Origin of the sequence: Streptosporangium sp. CA-135522, assembly GCF_050949235.1 — a bacterium.
GTDB lineage: Bacteria > Actinomycetota > Actinomycetes > Streptosporangiales > Streptosporangiaceae > Streptosporangium.
Map to the genome: position 1 here is coordinate 380,657 of NZ_CP192027.1, position 22,289 is coordinate 402,945.

Below are 22,289 nucleotides of genomic sequence, written 5' to 3' on the forward strand. Positions count from 1 at the left end.
GTGTCTATCGGCGGTCGAGCGGCATGAGGGCGGGCGGCGGATACGGATGCCGCCATCGAAAGCCGTCCGGGGGAATCAGCGCCTCCAGGTGATCGCGTGTCTGCGGCACCACGGCCTTCAGCAGGCGCGAGGGAGCGGCGGCGGGATTGCTCTGTGCGATCTGCCCGAGGGCTTGTGCATCCAGCAGGAGGGCGTAGCGCCGGTATCGGCGGCTGTAGAACACAAAGCGGGGTTTACCCCACCTCCATGATGACCGGCCGGTGCTTCTGCTACGTGCGGCGGTGACGACGATACGACCGCCTGCGCGCCAATCGTCACCATGCCAGGCGTCCAACCACACTCGGTGCCCGTCGTAGATCCATTTCACCTCCCATTCGTATTGGTGCAGCACGGCCGCGTAGCCGGTGAACGCGGCGGGGTGAGGCGGGCGCCGATCACCTACCAGCGGCGCGGCGAAGGAGAGCGCGGCCGCGGGCTCTTGCTGCTGGTAGCGGGCGTACTCATCGGGGTGGGCCGCGATCAGGTGCTGCTGGAGCGGGAGGTGGATCTGGCGAGATAGCCGCAGATCGTGTGCGCGGCGCAGCCTGCTGCGTTCCATCAGCCGTACGCGGAGGTGGGTCAGGAAGGTGAGCTTGGGCGCCCAGTCGTCGATGGGCGCCTCGTGCCGGGTGTCGATCAGATGCCGGTCGGGGACAGCGAACCATGCGCGGATGTTGCGGTTTTCGGCTTCCAGGCCGATCTGCTCGAAGGTTCGACATCCCAGATCGACCAGGGCGTCATACCAGCGGGCCAGCACGGCGGGGTGGCCCAGGGCGTCTGCGTCTACACGGCCCTGCACGTCGTGGGCGACCAGATCGCGGAACTGATCGTCGCTCAGTTGCAGAAGCTGGACGGCTCGAGGGGTGGGGTGTTCGTCGGCGGCGACGCCGCTGGACCAGCGCAGCTTGTCGATCACCGAATCGGTCTCTTCGGGGTGGGCGTCCTTGAGTCGCTGCAACGCGAGGGTCTGCCCGAGGCTGTTCGCCACAGGGGCGGCCGATGTGGCCGCGATGAGCTGGGCCTCCCGGCGGCGTTGGCGGATCTTGGCCAGGCGCCGGTCGGTGCGCAAGGTGTCGGGGTCCTCAATTCCGGCGGTGGTCATCTTGTTCCACCACGAGAGCTGGTGGTTGCCCTCTTGGACGGCGAGGACCTCCTCCCACGCGGTACGCATCGCGGGAGACGACAACCACATGGTGACGCCGGCGGGAACGCGATTGAGGGTCGCCTCCGCGACGGTGAGCAGGCTGAAGGCATCGTCGTCTGCGTCGTATCGGGCGCTCAGCTGCTCGGGGGTGATCTTCTGGTCAAGAGCTGCGACGTCGGCCAGTTTCGTTATGTCGTCCATACCGCCCTCGGGAAGTCAGCCATCGCCTGATAGCGGCGTCCATTGTGTTACGGAACATCAACACATGGTGAGCGTTATGGAAGAGTCGGCGGAAAACGGCTCCGTGGTGCAGCGACCCTGAGGTCTGCGGCTTGCTTTGCCGGGCCCGTCTATGGGCGCAATGGCCTGCCCCGCAATGAAGACGGAGCCCTTCCCACAAGGGGCGGCAGAAGAGCTTCGACGAAGACGAGCTTATGACCGCCGCCCGGACCAAGGGGCGGATGGCCACCTCCCGCTGCACGGTGACGCGAGGGCCCTCGCCGGGGTCCCATGGCCGCCGGGCAGCAGCCACGATTGCGCCTTGACGTGATCGACGAGCATGACGGTTCGGCCGGTCCCATCCTGCCCCGCATCTCGGCCTTCCTCTCATCAGCCCTCCGCTGATCACGCCGCCGGAAGGCGTGATCACCTGTCCTCGGCCGTCAGCCGCCGCACGTACGCCTGGATACGGTCGTGGTCCTCGGGGAAGACGGATTCCCATTCCTCGTCGAGACCGAACCACCGCGGCGGTTGTCCGCTCTCGCCGCCCAGCGGCACATCGCGGTTGACGATCGCGGCGTACGCCAGGCCCAGCGTCGACGACCAGTCGGCGCGGTAGGAGCACACGAAGACGGCCGCCGGCACCGCCAGCAGTTCGGCCAGCACACCGGTCTCCTCGGCGAGCTCGCGCGCCGCCGCGGCGCGCGGCGTCTCCCCCGGCTCGACCTTGCCGCCGGGTGGCACCCATCCGCGCCAGCGGTGCTTGACCAGCAGGACGTGCCGGAAGCCCGGATCGGTCACCCATATCTCGGCCGCGATCGGCTCCATCGGCTGCTGGCGCGCCCGCTCCAGCCAGGCCCGCGCGTCATCGAACTCCACAGCCGCCAGGGTGGCGTCGCCGACCACCACATCCAAGATCTTTCCTGCATCGCCGTGGATCATCCGGCACCTCCCATGTGCGCCGCGCATCGACGCCCCACCCGGCGTTTGCCGGGCAATCCGGTGGCGCGGCTTAGGCATCTTGGTCCAGCGCGTGGATCGCGGTCGTGATCAAGGCGCGGGCGGCTTTGCCGTACACCGCGAGCGTGGCCAGTTCGGCGAACGTTGCCGCGTACATGGCGATCTCACGCGGTTGAGTGATTGTCAGGTGCCCGGAGACCAGCTCGACCGTCACCTCGGTATCGTCGAACATCCAAAAGCCCTCCACTGGCTATGTCGGTGACGACGGGAGCCACATGGCGCCCTCTTTGAGAGCCGGGCTACGGCTCTCGGGCCGGGCTCGTGTCGGCGAATTCGAGAGCCACGCCGGCCTTTCTCGTTGCCGAGTATGGCCGTCGCTCACCGCACCTCCAGGTCGTACGTCCTCGCTTCGCTGCGGGCGCTCCACCTGGACCTGCGGCTTCGCCGACGGCGGGGTCGGCAGCTATCGAGGAAGGCCGGGGACTGCCAGTGAGTCGGCTGAGCTGTCGTGGTGGCTCCCGAACTCATCGACACGGCACTGTGGCTGAGTCGATCAAGAGAGCCAGTCAGCAACATTCGGCTCCGGTTCTCACCGACATAGCCACTCCACCGGCCAGAGGCTCGATCGGTCGGCGTCCAGGGGGATGATGCCCACCGACACTGATGGCAGTGTGCCCGCGGTGAGCAGGTGGCCGAGCTGCCCGGCCATGGTCTCCGGGCCGCCGATGGGATGGCGCAGGACGTTTTCCTCCAGCAGTACGGCGAATTGGCGGTCACCGGTGTTGATGATGGTCTGCTTGTCCACGCGGATCTGTACGGCGTCGTCGATGTCGTCGGGAATGGATCGGCGCCGGGTGAGGGAGGTCAGCACGGCCGTGATGTAGGCGCGGGTCTGCAACGGGCCGGGGATCATCCGCGGAGAGTAGATCCGAAAGTGCTGGGTGCGCTCCCACAACGGCAGTACCGATTCCTGGGCGCGGCGCGCCCCGTCCAAGACCGATGCCGAAAGACTCCTGCTCGTCTCGCCCGAGCTCGCGGAGGTTCTCACCGCGATCATCTTCCGAGTCCGGCGCGGCCAAGCCGCCATTCCCCTCGTCTCCGCCTACGACGTGTTCGAGCAGACCTGGAGCGCGCCGATGCCGTTCCTGTTCCAACGCCGCTACGGCTCCGAGGACCGGGCCCTGACCCGCAGCTACATCCGCGAATGCCTGATCGCCACCTCGGCCGCCGCGCAGATCACCATCATCGGTGAACCTCTCGAATGGCGGCCCCATGACTTCCATCGAATCTTCGTCACCGATGCCCGCTCCTTCGTGTTGACCCAGCTCAGAAGCCGCGGCTGGAAGAAATCCACGCCAACCTCATCGACCGGCTCGCCGAGGCCAAACAACAGGGCTGGCTCGGCGAAGTCGCTGGAGTTGCCCCGGTTCGGTAGACACATCAGGGCTTTCGGCTACGCGGCAGCATAGTCGTCTTCTTGAATGGGCTTGAGGGCTTGGCGTCGCTCATATTCGGCCGGGCTGAGCTGGCCGTTAGCGGAGTGACGGCGGCGTGGATTGTAGAAGCCCTCGATGTAGGCGAACACCGCGCGCCCGGCCTCTGACCTGGTGTGGAAAGCACGCCGGTCGATCAGCTCGCACTCCAGCGAGGCGAAGAAGCTCTCGGTGATCGCGTTATCAAAGCACGTGCCGGTGCGGCCGGTGGAGGGGCGCACGCCGGCCTGCGCACACCGCTGGCCGAACGCAATCGACGTATATTGACCGCCCTTGTCGCTGTGATGGATCACCCCGGCGTCAGGGCAGCGCTGACCAACCGCCATCGCCAGGGCATCGGTGACCAGTTCGGTGCGCATGTGCTCGGCCATCGCCCAACCAACGATCCTGCGGGAGAAGACATCCAAGACGACCGCGAGGTAAAGGAAGCCCTGCCACGTCGGCACATACGTGATATCGGCGGTCCAGATCCGGTTCGGCTCGTCGGCTTCGAACGTCCGCCTCACCAGGTCTGAGGCGGCAGCCGCCTTCCTATCCGTAATCGTCGTGCGACAGCCCCGACGCCGAGACACTCCGGCCAGCCCGGCCGCGCGCATCAGCCGGGCCACCCGCTTGCGGCCCACGTTGTCCCCGTCGATCTGGCGCAGGTCGGCGTGGATGCGCGGCGCTCCGTAAATCTCATCGGAGGCCTGATAGTGAGCGTGGATCTTCTCGGTCAGCTCCGCATCGCGACGGGCGCGAGCCGACGGGCCGCGCCCGGCCCAGGCGTAGTAGCCCTGGCGCGACACACCCAGCACCCGGGCCAGCAGGGAGACGCCGTGGTGGTCTTTCTCCGCATGAATCAGCCGGAATCTCATCTCGGCCGATCCGTCTCCCGCGCGAAGAAAACCGCGGCCTTACGCAAGATCTCCTTCTCCTCGCGCAGCAGCTTGACCTCACGACGCAGCCGGGCCAGCTCGTCTTTTTCGGCGCTGGTCAGCCCGTCTTGGCGGCGGCCGTCATCCAGGTCGGCCTGGCGCACCCAGACACGGATCGACTGCGCGGAGGGCTCGAATTCCTTGGCGAGCTCCTCCGGCGACCGTCCCGCGCGCACCAGCTCCACCATCTGCCGGCGAAACTCCGGCGGATAGTTGTTCGGCACAGTGGACTCCTTCTTCCGGGAACCAGGGTTCCTCAGAAATCAGGTGTCCACCAAACCGGGTCAACTCCATCGCCGCCATCGAGACCACTCTCGCGGCAGCGAAGCAGAAGCTTCAAGCCATGCATGAAGCGACTGTCCGCACGAGCACCGTCAACCTCGGAATGCCCAGTATCCGCAAGACGGCCGGACGATTCACCGATGCTTCCGCCACTCCCGATATCGTGCAGCCGTGACCGGATCCGCACAGCGTCCGCTGCTCTTCCTCGACGTCGACGGACCACTCATCCCCTTCGGTGCTCCGTCGCAGCAGTATCCGACCTACCAGCCCGTCTCGTCGCCGCGAGCAGAAGCAAATCCGCTCTTGGTCAGAATCAATCCCGACCACGGAGCTCGGTTGATGACGCTGCCTTGCGAGCTGGTCTGGGCCACCAGCTGGATGAACGATGCCAACGAGTGCATCGCGCCCCGCCTGGGACTGCCCCCGCTGTCGATCGTGGCCTGGCCGGACGAGCCTGAGACTGAGCAGCAGGACGAACGCGACGGCCTGCACTGGAAGACCCGCACCCTCGTCACCTGGGCGGCAGGACGCCCCTTCGCCTGGATCGACGACGAGGTCACCGACAAAGATCGCGCCTGGGTCTCCGCGCACCATCCCGGGCCGGCGCTCCTTCACCGAATCGACCCACGCACCGGCCTCACCGAAGCTGACTACCTCATCATCGAACAGTGGCTCCACGGGACCGGCACGACGGCACCCTCCAACAGCGCCACCCGATCGGGCCTCAGCCAGCTCGCCAGCGACACGCCGAACACCTGACGTCGAACATGTTGCTCGGTCACTATCTGTTGCCACGATTGAAGACCATGATCTTTCCGGCCAACCAAGATCAGTTCGGTTAAAGCTGTATTCGCTGCCCCCTCCTTCGCGTCGACCCTGCCCAGCGAGGGCGTCTGGAAGACATCCGGGACAACCTGACGGCTCGCATCGCCGAAGCTGAACGCGAGGGCTGGCTTGGCGAAGCCGAAGACCTGCGCGTCAGCCTCGCCGCCGCCGAGGCCAAGCTCGCTCAGCTCGACGAGCGTGCTCGCCGATCCACCACTATCCATCTCGGCATCCCGACCTTCCGCGATGTCGCCGGGCGCACTGCCTCGCCGCCCAAGCCTCGTTAGCGACGAAGGAGCATAGCGAGGGCCCTCTCCGCCCTCTCCAGTTCGGGCCTGGTCGCTGCCGCAGCCTGCTTGAACGCCTCGGACTCCTGGTCTTTCCACCATCCGGGCTCTTGCGTCGCACTACGCCTGACGCAGAATGGCGATCTCCGCACCAGGGCGTCATCGGCCGTCAGGCAGGACACCCGCCGCTCGCCGGCCCTACTGCGATCCTCGCCCCTGGCCTGACTCGGATACAGGCCCATCAACACCGCCTGACCGGCCTCGGCGATGTGATGACTCGCCTTGCGAGCAGCGTTCATCTCCGAACTCGTGGGCTGGCGTTCCAGGACTTCAGCGACGACGTCCCGCACGATGATGGTTGGTTCGGAGCTGAGCCGGGTCAGGAAAAGCTCACGCCAGAACGCTGTTCCTCGATTCACCTGGGGATGATCCCAGCCACACGCTAGATCAACTCTGGAGTTGACCCGGTTTGGTGGACACCTGATTTCTGAGGAACCCTGGTTCCCGGAAGAAGGAGTCCACTGTGCCGAACAACTATCCGCCGGAGTTTCGCCGGCAGATGGTGGAGCTGGTGCGCGCGGGACGGTCGCCGGAGGAGCTCGCCAAGGAATTCGAGCCCTCCGCGCAGTCGATCCGTGTCTGGGTGCGCCAGGCCGACCTGGATGACGGCCGCCGCCAAGACGGGCTGACCAGCGCCGAAAAAGACGAGCTGGCCCGGCTGCGTCGTGAGGTCAAGCTGCTGCGCGAGGAGAAGGAGATCTTGCGTAAGGCCGCGGTTTTCTTCGCGCGGGAGACGGATCGGCCGAGATGAGATTCCGGCTGATTCATGCGGAGAAAGACCACCACGGCGTCTCCCTGCTGGCCCGGGTGCTGGGTGTGTCGCGCCAGGGCTACTACGCCTGGGCCGGGCGCGGCCCGTCGGCTCGCGCCCGTCGCGATGCGGAGCTGACCGAGAAGATCCACGCTCACTATCAGGCCTCCGATGAGATTTACGGAGCGCCGCGCATCCACGCCGACCTGCGCCAGATCGACGGGGACAACGTGGGCCGCAAGCGGGTGGCCCGGCTGATGCGCGCGGCCGGGCTGGCCGGAGTGTCTCGGCGTCGGGGCTGTCGCACGACGATTACGGATAGGAAGGCGGCTGCCGCCTCAGACCTGGTGAGGCGGACGTTCGAAGCCGACGAGCCGAACCGGATCTGGACCGCCGATATCACGTATGTGCCGACGTGGCAGGGCTTCCTTTACCTCGCGGTCGTCTTGGATGTCTTCTCCCGCAGGATCGTTGGTTGGGCGATGGCCGAGCACATGCGCACCGAACTGGTCACCGATGCCCTGGCGATGGCGGTTGGTCAGCGCTGCCCTGACGCCGGGGTGATCCATCACAGCGACAAGGGCGGTCAATATACGTCGATTGCGTTCGGCCAGCGGTGTGCGCAGGCCGGCGTGCGCCCCTCCACCGGCCGCACCGGCACGTGCTTTGATAACGCGATCACCGAGAGCTTCTTCGCCTCGCTGGAGTGCGAGCTGATCGACCGGCGTGCTTTCCACACCAGGTCAGAGGCCGGGCGCGCGGTGTTCGCCTACATCGAGGGCTTCTACAATCCACGCCGCCGTCACTCCGCTAACGGCCAGCTCAGCCCGGCCGAATATGAGCGACGCCAAGCCCTCAAGCCCATTCAAGAAGACGACTATGCTGCCGCGTAGCCGAAAGCCCTGATGTGTCTACCGAACCGGGGCAACTCCACTCAGCATCTTGCCGACAACTGAATCAGCCGACCGAAACCGTTGACCTTAGTTCAGAGAAGCAGGCCCACCCAATGATCGTGCCACTGGAGGAGTGGCATGAGACGCAGCTGGTGACCGCGCAGATGCAACAGCGGCCAGCGCCGGGCTGGGATCGCGTGAACGCGGCCGCCGCCCAGCGCGGGATCCAGCTCACAACAGTACGGGAGAGCGACACCCACATCCTGTACGAGGCCGCCGGCCGCCACCTCGTACTGCCCCGCGGAGAGCTGCCGGCCGCGGTGGCCGACGAGGTCATCGCGCTCCTGGAGGCGGGCGCGTGACCGACACCGAACCCACGGCCGAACGCGCGATCGACGAGGGCGTCGTCCTGCTAGCCGTCCGACAGGACGGGCGGTGGATCACGCGGGCCGACGCACATGGCATCGTCGTCCACGGCCGTACGCTGCGCGAGCTCCAGGCCAGCGCGCAACAGGCGCTGGCGCTACGTTGCGGCACCCAGGCGGCCCCGCCCATGCAGGTGCGCCCGCAGTCCGCCGAACTCGACGCGCTCGCCGCGGCGCGCCTGCGCTACGAGGCGGCCTTGCGCCACACGGTGCAGACCCTGCGCGCCGACCAATCCTCCTGGACCGACATCGCGCAGGCCTGCCACGTCCGTATCGCCGACGCGCAGGCCGCGCTGCGCCAAGGCCCAGGCTGACGCATCCGCGAAGATCACAGCGTCGCACCCGCCTCGTGCGGGGCGGGGTAGGCGCTTGCAGATCAGGTGCAGGTGATGGCGTCGGCGCGGGTGGAGTTGTAGGCGCAGGTGTCGATCAGGCGGGCGTCGGGGCGGCGGAGGGAGGCGGCGTCGGTGTCGTTGTTCCACACGTATTGCCGGCGTCCCCAGTACAGGGTGGTGGCGCTGTCACGGCCCTGACCGGTGCGGAGGGTCAGCCTCTTGCCCGCGGCCAGCAGGACATCGTCGCCGAAGGTGTAGACGTAGCCGGTTTTGTCGCGCAGGCTCCACCCAGTCAGGTCGATCGCGGTGCGCGTGGTGTTGCGGATGGTGACGTACTCGCCGTTGAGGCTGGCGTTGGAGCGTCGGTCCACTCCCGGGGAGTCGTAGTAGATCTTCGTGATCTAGACCGCCGGGACGGTAGCGGCCTGCGCAGGCAGGACCGGGATGAGCCAGACGGCCGCGCAGGTGGCGATGCCCGCGGCGAGGAGGGAAAGACGCACCAGTGATCCTCCGATGGTGTGAGCGACGAAACGCATCAAGAGGACGGCCACCAGGACCCCCGGGTTGCCAGGGTGCCGGCCTTTGGTTGGAGCCCCGGCTCCGCACAGAGCGTGGCAGCGATCACCCCGGTTCCGCTCGGGGTGGTGGCCGATCACCAGCGGTCGGGGCAGCAGGTGGCGAGCATGTTCTGCAGTGCGGTCTGCTTCGCGCTCGGCAGGGTCAGCGCCCAGTGGTACTTGATCTGGATCCAGGCACGGACACAGGCGATCGGCTGTGTCGCCGATCGAGGGGCCATCAGGGACAAGTCCGGGGAGGAGACGGCAGGCCGCGGATACGTTGATCGGCGCCTGCCTCACTGATCGTTTTGTTGGGATTTCTTAGTAGGGTTTTCCGGCATGCGTATCCTTTTCGCCGCGCTGACGGCCAGCGCGCTCGCCGGCACGGCGCTCACCGGGACGGCGAGCGCGGGCTCGGCCGGACCCGTCCCTACCGGCTCGGCGGCCTTCACCAAAAACCCGATCTACAAGACCGGTAAGTTCGCGCCCCGGACCTGCGAGGAGCCGACCATCAAGGGCGGCGATATCGACTCCGTCCGACTGTATGCCGACGCCATCTCGGCCTGCCTCGGCAAGGCATGGGGGGCCCAGCTGGGAAAAGCCGGAATACCCTTCACCAAACCGAAGGTCACGGTCGCCTATGGGGACCGGATCAAGACCGCCTGCGGCGTCTATCGCCCGAGCGACACCTTCGGTCTGTACTGCCAGAAGAACACGACCGTCTACCTAATGGTCAACCATTACGGCATTGCCGATGAACTCGACTCACCGCAGATGCTCGAAAGCCTCTCGATCGGATATGGCTACCACATTCAGCGGCTGATCGGCGTCTTCGCCCAGGAGACCCGACTCGCCAGGCAGTCGTCCAAGTCCGGGGTGGTCGCGCTGCGCAGCAAGGTCGCACTGCAGAACATCTGCTTCGCCGGTGCCTTCATCGGCAGCGTCTGGGACTCCCTGGGCCACAGCAAGGAACACGGCTCCGGCTCCTTCATCAACCGGCACTCCATGGAGAGCGACGTCCTGGGCAACGGGACGACGAAGAACCGCATTTACTGGCTGGGACACGGTTTCGACGCTCAGTCCCCCGGCGCCTGCACCACCTTCACGGCGCCGGCTTCCCGGGTGGCCTGACCCGCCGTCCCTCGCCGGGGGATCGCTCTGGCCTTCCCTCACCCCGGCGAGTCCGGGAGGAGGGAAGGCTTTGCGGCCAGTCCCCCGCCTTAACCCCGGCCGCCGCCCCGATCGCTCGGCTCACGCTTTCCCATGTTCGCCACCTCCCTCGCCGCGGGCGCTTTGACGCTCACCCGACTGCCCCAGGCGGTGTAATGGGTCTCGACGCTGACGTGCCTGTCCTCTGCCACTGCCGCACTGACGTGGGTGCTCCCCGGGTAAACAGTGGTCAATCGCTGGGGAAGCCGGTCAGCGCCCAAAGTGAGCCTGAAGCGCAGCACCGCGGCCTTGTCGCCATTGGACAGCCCGGTCAGGCCGGCGTTGCGCAACCACGGGGAGATCTTCTCCAGCGCGCCGAAGCTGATCGTGCCGGTGTAGGTGCGTCCCGTTCGCTTCCCCTTCGTGATCAGGACCTTCAGGGTCGCCGGCTCGGCCGCGTTCACCAACTGGCCGTACCAGCCGCTGAAGCCGGCGTTCATGCCGTGTGGATGCTTGATCCAGGTCTTGCCCTTCGGCGGCGCCCAGGCACCGCCGGAGTAGTAGCTGGTGGTGCCGATCCTGATCGTCCGCTCCGGCCTGGCCAGCATCCCCAGGAAGCTGATAGGCATCTCAGGGTCGTCGCTGGTGCGCTTGGCGTTGACGTCGGAGGCGACGATCCCGGCCTTGCCGAACTGGAAGGAACCGGTGCGCTTGAGGAAGGTCGTGTTCCCGGCGAACTCGACCAAAGTGGCGACGTCGGTGAACTTCACCCCGTTGCCCGCGACGAACTGGCTCTTCAACGCCGTGACCGGATCCGCGGAGGCGGCTTGGACGGGTGCCGCGGCCACGGACGTGGTGACCGTCATGGTGACCGTGGCCGCGGCGATGCCCGCGATCACTCGCTTCACGGTGATTTCCTCTCAGCCTGGTACAGGGAGGGAAATCCTGCCGAACCTTGATCACGAACGCGTCTCGGAACGCGTCGTCCATGGCCGACAGGAGCCGCGGGTGATCCACCGCAGCAGCGCGCTGATCGCCGCCCAACGGACCATTCCCTCACTGGTCGGCCGACAGCGCTCGTCATCGCCTACCCACCGCCGGTGCATCATCAGCCAGGCCGGCGCCCGCCCGACACGCACCGCTGGGGACGCACCCGAAAGCCACGCTGGTCAGCGGGCTTGGCGACGATGGGGTTCCCCCGGCCTGGGATAGGTCAGTGGGTTGCCATACCCAGTCGCGTCAGGCTGGCGGGGTGCGGGGCGCATGCTGAGGTGGTGGGCCGGCACAGGGATCGTTCGCCGTGCTCAGCCCTTGTAGTTGAAGACCTGCCGCAGTGTGTGCCGCACGGCGACGAGGTCTTTTTGGTCTTCCATCACGGCGTCGATGTCCTTGTAGGCCTCGGGGTGCTCATCCACCAGGGCGCCCGCGCGGTCGGCGTTCCAGGTCCGGCCGCCCATCGCCTCGGTGAGGGAAGCGGCGGTGAGCTTCTTGCGGGCCTCGGTGCGGGACATGCGGCGGCCGGCGCCGTGGGAGCAGGAGTTGTAGGAGGCCGGGTTGCCCAGGCCGGTCACGATGTAGGAGCGGGTGCCCATCGATCCCGGGATGACTCCCTCATCGCCGTCGGCGGCCTTGATGGCTCCCTTACGGGTGATCCACACGTTCCGGCCGTGGTGCTTCTCCTGCTGGGTGAAGTTGTGATGACAGTTGATCGTCCGCAGCGCGGAGCCGTGGCCGACGACCTCGAACAGGGAGGCCACCAACACCTCGGCCATGCGCGCCCGGGACGCCATGGCGTAGCGCTGGGCCCACAGCATGTCCTCGATGTAGGCGGTGAACTGCGGGGTGCCCTGCACGAGGTAGGCCAGGTCGGGGTCTTCCAGGGTGATGAAGTACTGCTTCATGAGCTTCTTGGCCTCGCCGATGTGCTTGGTGGCGAGCTGGTTGCCGATGCCCCGCGACCCGGAGTGCAGCACGGTCCAGACGTGGTCGCGCTCGTCCAGGCACACCTCGACGAAGTGGTTACCGGAGCCGAGCGTGCCGAACTGGGCGGCCGTCGTGCTCTCCTGCTTGCCGGTCAGGGAGGTGTGCGGGCGGCCAAGCGCGTCGAGGGCGCCGTCCACGCGAGGGTCGTCGTGGCCTTGGCCGACGCCGGCCGGGATGCGGTGCTCGATGAGCGGCATCAGCGCGGCCAGGCTGTCAGGCAGATCCGCGGCGGTCAGCGTGGTTTCGGTGGCGACCATGCCGCAGCCGATGTCGACACCCACGGCGGAGGGGATGATCGCGCCCTGGGTGGGGATGACGGAGCCGACCGTGGCGCCCATGCCGACGTGCGCGTCGGGCATCAGCGCGACGTGGGAAGGGATGAAGGGCAGGCGGGCGGCGCGGGCGGCCTGTTCGACCGTGCCGGGCTCGATGTCACTGGCCCACGAAAGGAGGCCAGGTGCTACCTGCTGGGGCATGGGGGACGCCTTCCTGCTTGATGATCTCCTTGCAGGCTATGGACTAACCAATGGCGGCCGCCACCTAGTTAATCGAGCGGCTGCGGGCGAGGAGATGTCATGCGGCTGACCCTCGCGAGCGGCCCCGAAAAGGGCTGCGTGCCGCCACTCGCGAGAAAACAGCCTCTATCGGATGTTGCGTTCTGTACCCGTTGAAGTCTCCCGGAGGTCACCGGGACACCCGTGCGGGAGATCGTTCCAAGCCTTCACCGCTTTCTCGACGGAGCCTCCACCCGGGGCGCACCACCATTGAGTCTTCTTGTGGGAGATGGACACTCGCCAACTGGTGATCTTCACGAATGTTTCCTGGGCCTGGAGCAGCGTCGGCCGCCCCCAGCAACGCTTACCCCTCGGCAAGGCGTTCAGCGTGCGCATCCAGCGTCGCCCGCGCATCCAGCGTCGACCGTGCAGGAGCGCGGCGAACTCAACCGATAGCGATTTGAACGCCACATAGGCGCCGCACTGATCGGCGTTGCCCTGCACTCGGAAGGGCAGCGGGACACTCGCCTCGATTGACTCGCGTAGTTGCTGGTAGCCCTCGCGGAAACGACCGAGACGCTCGACCTCTGAGGCCGAAAGCCGCCGCTCGATCGCGATCTTGACAAGCAGTGCCTCGAACTGACCTTCGGCGGCGGCGGCCCGCTTGAGGAGCCGGTCGTGCTCATCTTCTGCCGGTGCGCCTTTTTTCAGCGCGGCACTCCAGGCCTTCCACGTCGCGAACCACTCACCGTACACATCGTAGAAACGCGCCAGAGCCGCCAGATTCAGTTCACGGCGGTGACGGACAACCGCCCACAAGGTTCCAGCAGCACCACCAAGCACTGCGACAGATACGAAGGTGAGTACGGCTTTCGTGATTTCGCCGGACACGTCGATCGCGGCAACGGCCATTCTGAACCTCCCGTTGGAGACCTGCAGCCGTGCTGCCACGGCTCCCGAGCTTGAGGGGAGGGGTGTATGCGGCCTGACGGGCGAGGACTCGTGCCCGCAACATCGGCTATCGATCAAAGACAGTTAGTGATGGGGCCACAAGCTGTAAACGACAGTACTTCGGCCCTTTTCGACATGCCCGACACCACGGCGGTGACGATCGAACGTGCCGCCGTCGAGGGTGAACAACCAGGACGGCTGATGCCTGTACCAGGCGCTGGCGGTGACTGCCGCCTCCTGGGAGGACCTCAAAGCCACCGCCCGCACGGCCGAAGCCCTCGGCTACTCCACCATCATGATGCCCGATCACCTGCGCAACCAACTGCCGCCGCTGGTAGCCCTGTCCGCGGTCACCTCCCGGATCACCCTGGGCACCATGACCCTCGCCACCGCCATCCGCGACCCGGTAATGACCGCCCGTGAAGCGGCGATGATGCAATTCGTCTCCCAGGGCCACTTCGAGCTCGGCCTGGGCGCCGGCTGACTGCAAGCTAACTTCCACGCCACCGGCACCAACTTTCCCGCCAGCAAAAGCACATTGATCGATCGGTTCGCCTGAGAGACCCTCGGCTTCCACGGTCGCTTCCACCAGGTGTCGGACGCCTACCTGTGGCCCCGGCCCCGATTCGGCCACCGCTCGTGGTCGGCGGCGGGTCCCCGCGCATCCTGGCCCTGGCCGCGCACTACGGGGACGCCGTCAGCCTCATGCCCCGTCTCACCTCGGGACTGCCCGGCGGGCACCTCACCCCGATGCCTCACTGACGTCATTTCAGCACAAGGCCACCCGGCTGGCCGACCTTGCCGGTGCCCGCTGGCCGGACATGGATCTCTGCGCCACCGTCTTCTTCGTGCATCTCGGCCCCGACAAAGCAGCCTTCCTGGACTGGGTCGCCACCAAACTGCCCCTGCCCCACCAACAGCTCGCGCACTCGCCATTGGTCCTGACAGGAGACATCGACGAGGTATGCGAAATGATCCGGACGCGCCGGCAGCTGCTGGGACTGAACTACCTCCTCATCAAAGACGATGTGATGCACGCCTTCGCCCCGGTGCTGGAGCGGCTGGCCTGACCAGGACCGGGCAGTCTCTCACAGCCGTTGCGCAGGCGCGCAGCATTGAGATCGTTGAGCTGGAGAAACGGCAGAGGGGTTAGGGCATCCCGGGCCGCAACCTGCGGGGGACCTTCCGGCCTGATCCGCTGCTCCGCCCGTCAGCAAAGGAGGCTTCATCCATGACCGGTAACACCTGGGCGTCCCCGAATGGGGAGCTGGCCGACTCCTACGATCGCCACGGCGGCACGCTGCGCGGCGCGCTACGGCATGCGCTGATCGCCCGCGCGCTGCACACTCATCTGCCTGCGGCCCCGCAGCGGGTGCTGGACATCGGAGGCGGCGGCGGACAGCAGGCCCTCGCGCTGGCCCGGGCAGGCCACCACGTCACCGTGCTCGACCCGGACCCGCGGATGCTCCAGCAGGCCGAGACCCGCCTGAGAGCCGAGCCCGAACACGTCCGCGAGCGGATCATCCTCATGGCAGGCACCGGCGAGCAGGCCACCGATCTGGTCGACGGCGGCTTCGACGTGACGTGCTGTCACGGCGTGCTGATGTACGGCCCCGACCCGCGACCGTTGCTGACGGCGCTCGTCGAAACGGCCCGGCCCGGTGGCGTGATCTCAGTAGCCACCAAGCAGCCCACGCTGGCCATGCGCGCCGGGTTGAGCGGGCAGTGGGATCGCGTGCCGGAGCTCATGGACGCCACCACCGAGGTCGGCAACCTCGGCGTGCTCACCTACGCCCACCCCGTAGATGAGCTGTCGGCGGTGCTCGACGACCTCGGGACCGCCGTGTCCGCCTGGTACGGCGTGCGGATCTTCACCGACCATCTCGATGACACCCCGATGCCTGAGCGGGAGGAGTTCGACCGGATCCTGGAGGCCGAGTGGCAGGCCGGGCTCCGCGATCCCTACCGGCGCATCGCCCGGATGATCCACCTGATCGCCCGCGCACAACCCGCGCGGTGAGCCGCGCCCGCGCGGACGGGTCCAAGGGCGTTCAAGGGGGCGAAGAGGCTCGGCGGAAAAACAGGCCCGCCTCCCCGGCATCGTGACCGGAACGCGCGTTTCACCGGCTGCCGGTGCTGCCTGTCGCTACGGTTCACCTCCATGACGATGGATGAGTCCCCGGCAGTGCCCCTCGACCCGTACGCGGCGTCGCTGGCCCGCAAGTGGATGGGCGCCACCGTCCTGCTGCGCAACGCGGCCGGAGAGGTGCTGCTGGTCGACCCGACCTACAAGCCGCTGTTCGAACTTCCTGGGGGCGCCGTCGACCGAGACGAATCGCCGCAGGCCGCCGGCCGCCGAGAGGTGCTTGAGGAACTCGGCCTGGACCGGCCGGTGGGCCGGCTACTGGGCACGGACTGGGTACCGCCGAAACCCGGGTGGCCGGACGGGCTGATCTTCGTATACGACGGCGGCGTGCTCACCGACGATGAGGTCGCCGCGATCCGGCTACCGGCCGAAGAGCTGGCCGGATGGGAGTTCGTGCGGCCGGACCAACTCGCGGCACTGCTGCCCGAGGCGTTGACCCGGCGCATCATCGCGTGCCTGCAGGCCCTGGAAGACGCGACGGTGGCGTCACTGGAGGACGGCTACCCGTCCCTGTGATCTGGCCGCAGATACGAACTCGTGCGTCTTCTGCCGCATCGTCGCCCACCCGCCCAAACCCACCACCAAGCGGGTGCATATCCGCCGTTTTCTGCGTCGTTACTACTGGGATCCTAGGTGGCGGCCAGCACGAAAACCCTCTTTCCCCTCTACGGCTGGGCCTTCACCGTCCAACAGGCCATGCTCCACGAATTCACCATCGACCACGATCAGCGCCGTGACCCCCGCGAGGACGGCGACCTCCGCTACCACGACCACGATTACTTCGGGATCACTCCCCTAATCATCAAGCTGCTCAACTGGCTTGTCCGCCACGACCCCGCTACCACAGGCCGCACCATCGAGCGAATCATCGGCGACACCGCGGCCGGCAGTTCGACATCCCCCGCCACGTCAGCGAACGATCGATCATCATCGCCCTTGACGGCGCCCTCGGCGAAGAGACCCGCAAGGTCTTCCTCAAGGGGGTCTTGACACCAGAGGCTAACAGGACCTGATCGGGTCGACCTTGCATCTGCCCTGGCCTACCCCGGCGCCCGCCCCGCAACTAGGTAGCCGCCGCGGTGATCGCCTGATGTCAGGGCAGCCATGTAAGAACGTCCCCGCCCCCGATGGGCGTCGTCGTATCCGCCTGCGCGATCATCGGGCCAGCCGATCAGGACCAGATAGACCCTGAACTGCCCGCCGCCATCGGTGCTACTGCCCGTCTGAATCTGTTTCGGGCTCGTCTTTCACGAGCCGCAAATGCGTCCGAGGTGGATGTGCAGGCCACCCTGGGGGGAGAGGCTCCTCCTCGATCTGGCGACCCCATCCGAGCAGGGTCTCCAGGATCTGCTGGACCTCCACGTCGTCTGGCGCCTTCACCTCGCGGGGAATCGACACCTCCATCGGAGGGTGCGCCTCGGTCAGGTCCAGGATGACGTAGTGGTCCAGCGTCACCCACTCGCCGGCCTCGTGGACGCACTCGGAGCGAATGCGGATCATGCGGTAGTTCCCGGCGTGGTACACGTACATCAATGCAATCGACCATAAATGGCCCATCCGTGTCAATATTTACAAACAAACCGAAAACTCCCTCATAGGCGTAAACCGGTGAAGCATGTAGGGCGTCCTGTGACCAGGCAGGCCCGATGAAAACTCTCGAGGACCTCGTTGAGGACGACCTCCGGCTGGAGCTGATCCTCCTTCAGGCCCCACTATCGAGGCGGATCGGCTGGCTGCCGGCGGGCGAGAGGGCCGGCTTCGGCGGTGAGGCGGCGGAGGTTTCCTCGCCAAGCCGCATGTAGACCTCGATGCTGTCAGGTGCTGGTGGCGGCTCTTGGCCTGCAGCGCGGAGGCGGTCCGTCCGGCGTGAGCCAGATGCTGTAGGGCCAAGTGGCGCAGCTGGTGCAGGTCGAGTCCGGCGTACTCGTCGAGCAGGATGCGTGCGCGATCGTAGCCCAGGCGGGCGCGGCCGGTGTGTGGGCAGATGTTCTTGGCGGCGGGCCGTCGTCCGGGTCGCTGAGGTCATCGTCGACTCAGTGTCCGAATCTGAGGTAGACGTCGGCTCTGCCCCGCCAACCTCACCGCTGTGTTCAAGATCCCCGGCGTGTACTGGCGGGACCAGGTCACCACCATCTGGTCAGGGTCGGCGAACGCTGCCTCCCAATCGGTCACCACACTCGCCGGGTCCACTGAACCGATCATCGAAGCGCTCATCCGCATCACCGGACCGGCGGTTAACCCTGCGATCACCGACCTAGCCAGCGGCGACACCGTCACGCGGCAGTCCGGCCTAATCGCTGGGCAGCAGCTCCTGCTGGGCTGCGGCCAGATGAAGGCACGCCTGGTCACTACGACATCAACGCCGCCGCCCCCACCAGGTTCCTGCCCCACATCCCTGATGGCCTGGTGGACCTCGCGCGGCGGTCCTGGCCCATGGGCACGGTCCTGACCCGGGCGCAGCTGGAAGCGGCTCGGAAAGCGTCCTTTTCTGGAAACCGGCTGACCGACGTTTTCTGCAGGGGTCCCCGTGTCAGCGTGTTGCGGCGAATCATGCCGCGCCGCTGATCTGGGTGAAACACTGTCGTGGTGAGCGCATCGATCGCTACCGCCGTACGGCCCTCATGGCATGAGCTTCCCTATCCGCTGCGCGACGGCCTCGCTGCGCGCCTGGGTGCCGTCGTCTCCGCGCGAGTCCAGACCGGTGGCTTCACTCCCGGGTTCGCTGTACGGCTACGGCTCGCCACGGGCGAGAGTGTCTTCGCCAAGGGCATCGGTGTCGACCACGTCCTGGCTACCAAATATCGAGCCGAGGCCGCAGTCGCCCGCGCCCTACCCAGCCAAGCGCCCGCGCCGCAGCTGCGCTGGGACGGCGAGATCGCCAACTGGGTCGTGCTGATCTTCGACGACGTCAACGGCTGGCACGCTGATCTGTCGCCGGGCTCACCCGATGTCGGCCGCGTGGTCACCGCAGTGGCCGAGCTCGAAGACGCGCTCACTCCGTGCCCGGTCCTCGACGCTCCATCGGCGGCCGAGGAACTCGCCGGCCTCGTGCACGGCTGGCGCGAACTGGCCGCCGACCTTCCGGCCGATCTGGACGATTGGAGCCGCCGTCACGTTCACGACCTCGCCGGACTCGAAACCACCTGGTTGGCGGCCGTCGACGGCGACACCCTGCTGCACGGCGACATCAACCGGTCCAACCTGCTGATCGACCGAGATCAGGCCGTGTGGCTCATCGACTGGGCCCAGCCGGTCCGTGGCGCCGCCTGGATCGACGTGGTCGACCTGGTCCCGCACCTTATCCTCGCCGGGCACACACCCACCGCCGCCGAAGACGCTTTGTCCGCCGCGCCCGCATGGCGCGGCACAGATGCAGAAGTGATCACCAGCTATGCCGCCGCCTTCGCCGGCTACTGGGCCCGCACCAGCCGCCAGGAGCCCCCACCGGGCGTCCCGCACCTGCGCGCCCACCAGGCCCGTGCAGCCCAGGCCGCCATCAGGTGGACCGCGTATCGCACCGGCTGGTCCTAGCCACACTCTTCCCAAGTGCGTTGTTGGCATACGCGCGCCATCGGGTCGCGCCGTATGCCCTCCACCGATGGGTGGAGGGGTGCTTTAGCCGTAGCGGTGCGGTCCGACGTGGTGCTCGAACAGCAGGCACGGCGTCGGATCGTCCGGGCCGTACAGGGTACCTGGGGTGGGGTCGGTGCATTCGGCTGAGCAGGGCGGCAGCACGACCAGCTCGCGGGTGCGGCTGTCCCAGCGGATCCAGATGAACCGGTCCGGCTCGGGCAGGATCTGGACGTGGGACACGTGCGCGCCGGGGTGACCGGGCTGCAGCTCGCACTCGTAAACGGGCTTGCGGGCGTGGCCACCGCAGTCGGTCAGCGGCGCCCATTCGGCGTCGGTGAGCACGTTGTAGTGCTGGCACTCGGTGGTTTTGCGGGGATGGCGCTGCAGGCCCGTAGTCAGTCCGGCGGCGAGCCCGGCCGCAGTGAAGACCCGGTGGACGGCAGCGTTGACCAGTTCGACACCGTCGGTGTTCAGCGCGACCTCGCTGAGCTGGTCGGCCAGCAGGTCCACGTGGGTAGCGAAACGCTCACAGGCGTTCACCAGCGCGGTCACCGAGTCAGTCCCGTCATGGGGCAAGTCAGCCGATGGATCCTCGAATGTCACGACGACCACGGTACGCGCCTGAGGTAGATCAGGATCGCGAAACGGTTCTCAGGGGCCCAGCCGAGGCAAGCTCAAAAACGCAATACAAGATCAACCGCGCTGTGACTCGGGCACGGCCGACGAGGGCTTCAGGCGAAGATGGTCGGATCCGTCCCATCCCTCTTCCCTAGTTCGGCCCGGACCGCATGCGTCATCAGCACGTCGACCGAGTCGCACAGCTCGCCGTGCTGGCGCAGGCCCTGCAGGTGGGCGCGGGCCCGGGCGCGCACGCGGGCGCGCTCGGCAGCCGGAGCCTCCGGGTCGACGGGGAAGAGGCCGGCTAGCCAGCCGCGCAGCTCGGCGAGGCAGTCCTGGGCCGCGGTGTGGGCGGCGCGTTCAGCGGCGAGCGCGCCCTCGGCGAGCGGATGGTGAACCCGGCACGTCATGGGTCGCCTCGCCTGGCCTGCACCGGCGGTTGGTGGCCGCCGCCGATGTACCCGCACCCCTGGGTGGGCTTCGCTAGGCTCCTCGGGTGCGCACCGGCTCACCTCATACCCATCTGATCGTGTTGCGTGGCAACTCCGGCTCGGGCAAGACCAGTATCGCCCGGGCCCTGCAGGCCGCCCGCGACCGCGACCTTGCTGTGGTCGGCCAGGACGCCGTACGGCGCGACATCCTCCGGGAGCGCGATGTGCCGGGCGGGGCGAACATCGAGCTCATCGACACCATCGCCCGCCACTGCCTGGAGCGCGGCTACCACGTTCTGATCGAAGGCATCCTGTATGCGGACCGGTACGCGCCGATGCTGGCCGCGCTGCGCCGCGACCACGCCGGGCCGAGTTGCTGCTTCTACCTGGACATTCCCCTGGCCGAGACGCTGCGCCGGCACACCACCCGGCCCCAGCGCTCACAGTTCAGCGGCGAGCAGATGCGCCAGTGGTACCGGGAACGCGACCTGCTGCCCGAAGGCGGCGAGACGATCATCGGTAAGGACAGTTCGCTGGAGACGACCGTGCAGCAGATCCTGCGGGTGAGCGGGCTGGCCGCCGCCGGTGAGCGGGTCGTCAGCGGCCCATCCCGGTGAGCGCCCGCCGTCGACGACACCCGGACCCGCAGCCTCACTCGTACAGCTCACGCATCGTGCGGTCGTAGTCGGCCTGCGGAGCCAAGCCGACCCGGGCACGCCGTTCGTCGAGGTGCGCGGGATCCTCGATCGGCCGCAGCCGCAGTACCCCGGCCTGCGTCCAGTACTGGGTGCCGTACACCTGGCGGCGGCCCTCGGCCCCTCGGACCCGGTCGATGAGATATGCCCACTGGGACGGTTTCGCCTGGCCCGCCTCGACCGCAGCCCGCAGGAGCGGCAGGCAGCCGCGCTGAAATTCCGGATCCGCGTCGGCATGCTGGGCCAGCATCCATGCGGCGTGAGCGGCGTCCTCTCCGACCACGTCGGCGCCCGGCCAGCCGCGCCTGGCGATGACCTCCTTCAGGAATGCGGTGTTGCCGGCCTCGACGGCATCCCACTCCTTGTCGATCTCTGCGGGCAGGGGCTGCCCGACGGGGACCGCGGTGCGCACCGCCTGGTCCCGCTCCATCCGGCGTAGCAGCTCATTGCGGAGTTCGGCATCGAACACAGTAGGTCCTTCTTCCGTCAGCGGCGTCGGGTGGTGAGGATGATGGTTCGCGGCGTCGCCGCCGGCTCGGCGCGGATCCTCCTCCACCTGCTCCGTCTTGAAGCCCACCTTCTGCGGGCGGGCTCGGCGCTGGGCGATGGACGGCACCGGCCGGGTGAGCGGCACCATCCCCATCGGCCAGTATGAGCCGGTCTGCGGGACCGCGCGGATCCCGCGCGTGAACGGTGGAGAACCCGGGCTGCCCGCCGCCACCGGGGTCCCTGGTCCGGGGTGGCGCTGATCACCGCTCATCCACCATGGCTGACCCGCACCGTCTCAACCGGCGGGTCGCGACGGTTGCCGAACACCTGCTTTTATAACGAATACGCAACGGCGCTCCGTCGTCCGTAGGCCGCCGGACCTCGGCGCTGAGCGTGTACGGCAGGATGCCGAGACGACCACCGTTTGACGCATAAATAATAATCCCAGGTCACGGGGCGTCGTTCGCTCCCCGCGCCTGCGGGGATAGATAAATGAGCAGAACTGGCACCCGCATTTAGCTCCAGCCCGCCACGTACGTCATTTTACTGGCCCCGAAGTTTCGCCCTCGCGGC

The 22,289-nt window shown here is 67.2% G+C and carries 27 protein-coding genes and 1 pseudogene; 14 read left to right on the plus strand and 14 right to left on the minus strand.

What is annotated here, in order from left to right; genetic code table 11:
• Positions 1 to 4: 4 nt before the first annotated feature.
• The 4 genes and pseudogenes from ACQPYK_RS50170 to ACQPYK_RS50185 all read right to left on the minus strand — a co-directional run bounded on the left by ACQPYK_RS50170 (position 5) and on the right by ACQPYK_RS50185 (position 3,275).
• Complete coding sequence (locus ACQPYK_RS50170; protein WP_433259412.1) at positions 5 to 1,384, minus strand: hypothetical protein; 1,380 nt, start codon at positions 1,382 to 1,384, stop codon at positions 5 to 7.
• Positions 1,385 to 1,828: 444 nt separating this feature from the next.
• Positions 1,829 to 2,344, minus strand: a complete 516-nt coding sequence (locus ACQPYK_RS50175) for an NUDIX hydrolase (protein ID WP_433259414.1) — start codon at positions 2,342 to 2,344, stop codon at positions 1,829 to 1,831.
• A gap of 70 nt (positions 2,345 to 2,414) precedes the next feature.
• A pseudogene (locus ACQPYK_RS50180) lies at positions 2,415 to 2,612 on the minus strand (hypothetical protein); the annotation flags it as partial.
• 339 nt (positions 2,613 to 2,951) lie between these two features.
• On the minus strand, positions 2,952 to 3,275 hold the full coding sequence (locus tag ACQPYK_RS50185; protein WP_433259416.1) for a DUF5753 domain-containing protein: 324 nt from the start codon (positions 3,273 to 3,275) through the stop codon (positions 2,952 to 2,954).
• Positions 3,276 to 3,303: 28 nt separating this feature from the next.
• Between ACQPYK_RS50185 and ACQPYK_RS50190 the strand changes: the two genes are divergently transcribed.
• The gene (locus ACQPYK_RS50190; protein ID WP_433259418.1) at positions 3,304 to 3,831 is read left to right on the plus strand and encodes a hypothetical protein; all 528 of its coding nucleotides are present in this window, start codon (positions 3,304 to 3,306) and stop codon (positions 3,829 to 3,831) included.
• On the opposite strand, the gene ACQPYK_RS50195 is transcribed toward ACQPYK_RS50190, so the two are convergent.
• Positions 3,816 to 4,960 (minus strand): IS3 family transposase gene (locus ACQPYK_RS50195; protein WP_433258866.1). Its coding sequence is split into 2 segments (ribosomal slippage): positions 3,816 to 4,747 and positions 4,747 to 4,960, totalling 1,146 coding nucleotides; the frame shifts between segments, so codons are not numbered across the junction. The two genes, ACQPYK_RS50190 and ACQPYK_RS50195, sit on opposite strands and share 16 nt — an antisense overlap.
• A 265-nt stretch (positions 4,961 to 5,225) precedes the next feature.
• On the opposite strand from ACQPYK_RS50195, the gene ACQPYK_RS50200 reads away from it, so the two are divergent.
• The 4 genes from ACQPYK_RS50200 (at position 5,226) to ACQPYK_RS50215 (ending at position 8,609) form a co-directional block, all read left to right on the plus strand.
• Positions 5,226 to 5,813, plus strand: a complete 588-nt coding sequence (locus ACQPYK_RS50200) for an HAD domain-containing protein (protein ID WP_433259420.1) — start codon at positions 5,226 to 5,228, stop codon at positions 5,811 to 5,813.
• A 912-nt stretch (positions 5,814 to 6,725) separates the two neighbouring features.
• Positions 6,726 to 7,870 (plus strand): IS3 family transposase gene (locus ACQPYK_RS50205; RefSeq protein WP_433258866.1). Its coding sequence is split into 2 segments (ribosomal slippage): positions 6,726 to 6,939 and positions 6,939 to 7,870, totalling 1,146 coding nucleotides; the frame shifts between segments, so codons are not numbered across the junction.
• Between the two features lie 113 nt (positions 7,871 to 7,983).
• Entirely contained in the window at positions 7,984 to 8,232 is a 249-nt protein-coding gene (locus tag ACQPYK_RS50210) for a hypothetical protein (RefSeq protein WP_433259421.1), read from the plus strand.
• Entirely contained in the window at positions 8,229 to 8,609 is a 381-nt protein-coding gene (locus ACQPYK_RS50215) for a hypothetical protein (protein WP_433259423.1), read from the plus strand. Before ACQPYK_RS50210 ends, ACQPYK_RS50215 begins: the two co-directional genes overlap by 4 nt.
• A gap of 62 nt (positions 8,610 to 8,671) precedes the next feature.
• Here the strand turns inward: ACQPYK_RS50215 and ACQPYK_RS50220 are convergent, their stop codons facing one another.
• Positions 8,672 to 9,001, minus strand: coding sequence for a lamin tail domain-containing protein (locus ACQPYK_RS50220; protein WP_433259425.1), 330 nt, complete (start codon positions 8,999 to 9,001; stop codon positions 8,672 to 8,674).
• Positions 9,002 to 9,282: 281 nt separating this feature from the next.
• Positions 9,283 to 9,426: a hypothetical protein gene (locus ACQPYK_RS50225; RefSeq protein WP_433259427.1), complete on the minus strand. Its 144-nt coding sequence runs from the start codon at positions 9,424 to 9,426 to the stop codon at positions 9,283 to 9,285.
• Positions 9,427 to 9,526: 100 nt separating this feature from the next.
• Here ACQPYK_RS50225 and ACQPYK_RS50230 point away from each other — a divergent pair, with 100 nt between their 5' ends.
• Positions 9,527 to 10,318, plus strand: a complete 792-nt coding sequence (locus tag ACQPYK_RS50230; protein WP_433259429.1) for a neutral zinc metallopeptidase — start codon at positions 9,527 to 9,529, stop codon at positions 10,316 to 10,318.
• A gap of 89 nt (positions 10,319 to 10,407) precedes the next feature.
• Here the strand turns inward: ACQPYK_RS50230 and ACQPYK_RS50235 are convergent, their stop codons facing one another.
• The 3 genes from ACQPYK_RS50235 to ACQPYK_RS50245 form a co-directional block, all read right to left on the minus strand.
• Positions 10,408 to 11,244: a hypothetical protein gene (locus tag ACQPYK_RS50235; RefSeq protein WP_433259431.1), complete on the minus strand. Its 837-nt coding sequence runs from the start codon at positions 11,242 to 11,244 to the stop codon at positions 10,408 to 10,410.
• 396 nt (positions 11,245 to 11,640) lie between these two features.
• Positions 11,641 to 12,795, minus strand: a complete 1,155-nt coding sequence (locus ACQPYK_RS50240; RefSeq protein ID WP_433259433.1) for an RtcB family protein — start codon at positions 12,793 to 12,795, stop codon at positions 11,641 to 11,643.
• A gap of 165 nt (positions 12,796 to 12,960) precedes the next feature.
• Positions 12,961 to 13,725: a hypothetical protein gene (locus tag ACQPYK_RS50245; protein WP_433259434.1), complete on the minus strand. Its 765-nt coding sequence runs from the start codon at positions 13,723 to 13,725 to the stop codon at positions 12,961 to 12,963.
• A gap of 262 nt (positions 13,726 to 13,987) precedes the next feature.
• On the opposite strand from ACQPYK_RS50245, the gene ACQPYK_RS50250 reads away from it, so the two are divergent.
• The 5 genes from ACQPYK_RS50250 (at position 13,988) to ACQPYK_RS50270 (ending at position 16,900) form a co-directional block, all read left to right on the plus strand.
• Entirely contained in the window at positions 13,988 to 14,248 is a 261-nt protein-coding gene (locus tag ACQPYK_RS50250; protein ID WP_433259436.1) for an LLM class flavin-dependent oxidoreductase, read from the plus strand.
• A 337-nt stretch (positions 14,249 to 14,585) separates the two neighbouring features.
• Positions 14,586 to 14,834: a hypothetical protein gene (locus ACQPYK_RS50255; RefSeq protein ID WP_433259438.1), complete on the plus strand. Its 249-nt coding sequence runs from the start codon at positions 14,586 to 14,588 to the stop codon at positions 14,832 to 14,834.
• Between the two features lie 161 nt (positions 14,835 to 14,995).
• Positions 14,996 to 15,784: a methyltransferase domain-containing protein gene (locus tag ACQPYK_RS50260; RefSeq protein ID WP_433259440.1), complete on the plus strand. Its 789-nt coding sequence runs from the start codon at positions 14,996 to 14,998 to the stop codon at positions 15,782 to 15,784.
• Positions 15,785 to 15,925: 141 nt separating this feature from the next.
• Positions 15,926 to 16,426 (plus strand): NUDIX domain-containing protein, encoded by a 501-nt coding sequence (locus ACQPYK_RS50265; protein ID WP_433259442.1) that lies wholly within the window; start codon positions 15,926 to 15,928, stop codon positions 16,424 to 16,426.
• Between the two features lie 117 nt (positions 16,427 to 16,543).
• Positions 16,544 to 16,900, plus strand: coding sequence for a hypothetical protein (locus ACQPYK_RS50270; RefSeq protein WP_433259443.1), 357 nt, complete (start codon positions 16,544 to 16,546; stop codon positions 16,898 to 16,900).
• Between the two features lie 222 nt (positions 16,901 to 17,122).
• On the opposite strand, the gene ACQPYK_RS50275 is transcribed toward ACQPYK_RS50270, so the two are convergent.
• On the minus strand, positions 17,123 to 17,440 hold the full coding sequence (locus ACQPYK_RS50275) for a hypothetical protein (protein ID WP_433259445.1): 318 nt from the start codon (positions 17,438 to 17,440) through the stop codon (positions 17,123 to 17,125).
• 556 nt (positions 17,441 to 17,996) lie between these two features.
• Here ACQPYK_RS50275 and ACQPYK_RS50280 point away from each other — a divergent pair.
• Both ACQPYK_RS50280 and ACQPYK_RS50285 read left to right on the plus strand, forming a co-directional pair.
• On the plus strand, positions 17,997 to 18,359 hold the full coding sequence (locus ACQPYK_RS50280) for a hypothetical protein (RefSeq protein ID WP_433259446.1): 363 nt from the start codon (positions 17,997 to 17,999) through the stop codon (positions 18,357 to 18,359).
• Positions 18,360 to 18,496: 137 nt separating this feature from the next.
• Complete coding sequence (locus ACQPYK_RS50285) at positions 18,497 to 19,441, plus strand: phosphotransferase family protein (protein WP_433259448.1); 945 nt, start codon at positions 18,497 to 18,499, stop codon at positions 19,439 to 19,441.
• An 84-nt stretch (positions 19,442 to 19,525) separates the two neighbouring features.
• On the opposite strand, the gene ACQPYK_RS50290 is transcribed toward ACQPYK_RS50285, so the two are convergent.
• Together ACQPYK_RS50290 and ACQPYK_RS50295 are read right to left on the minus strand one after the other, a co-directional pair.
• Positions 19,526 to 20,035, minus strand: coding sequence for a hypothetical protein (locus ACQPYK_RS50290; RefSeq protein ID WP_433259450.1), 510 nt, complete (start codon positions 20,033 to 20,035; stop codon positions 19,526 to 19,528).
• Between the two features lie 179 nt (positions 20,036 to 20,214).
• Entirely contained in the window at positions 20,215 to 20,511 is a 297-nt protein-coding gene (locus ACQPYK_RS50295) for a hypothetical protein (RefSeq protein ID WP_433259452.1), read from the minus strand.
• A gap of 119 nt (positions 20,512 to 20,630) precedes the next feature.
• Here ACQPYK_RS50295 and ACQPYK_RS50300 point away from each other — a divergent pair, with 119 nt between their 5' ends.
• Positions 20,631 to 21,149, plus strand: coding sequence for an AAA family ATPase (locus ACQPYK_RS50300; protein ID WP_433259453.1), 519 nt, complete (start codon positions 20,631 to 20,633; stop codon positions 21,147 to 21,149).
• Between the two features lie 34 nt (positions 21,150 to 21,183).
• On the opposite strand, the gene ACQPYK_RS50305 is transcribed toward ACQPYK_RS50300, so the two are convergent.
• Entirely contained in the window at positions 21,184 to 21,987 is an 804-nt protein-coding gene (locus tag ACQPYK_RS50305; RefSeq protein ID WP_433259455.1) for a DUF6624 domain-containing protein, read from the minus strand.
• Positions 21,988 to 22,289 lie beyond the last annotated feature (302 nt).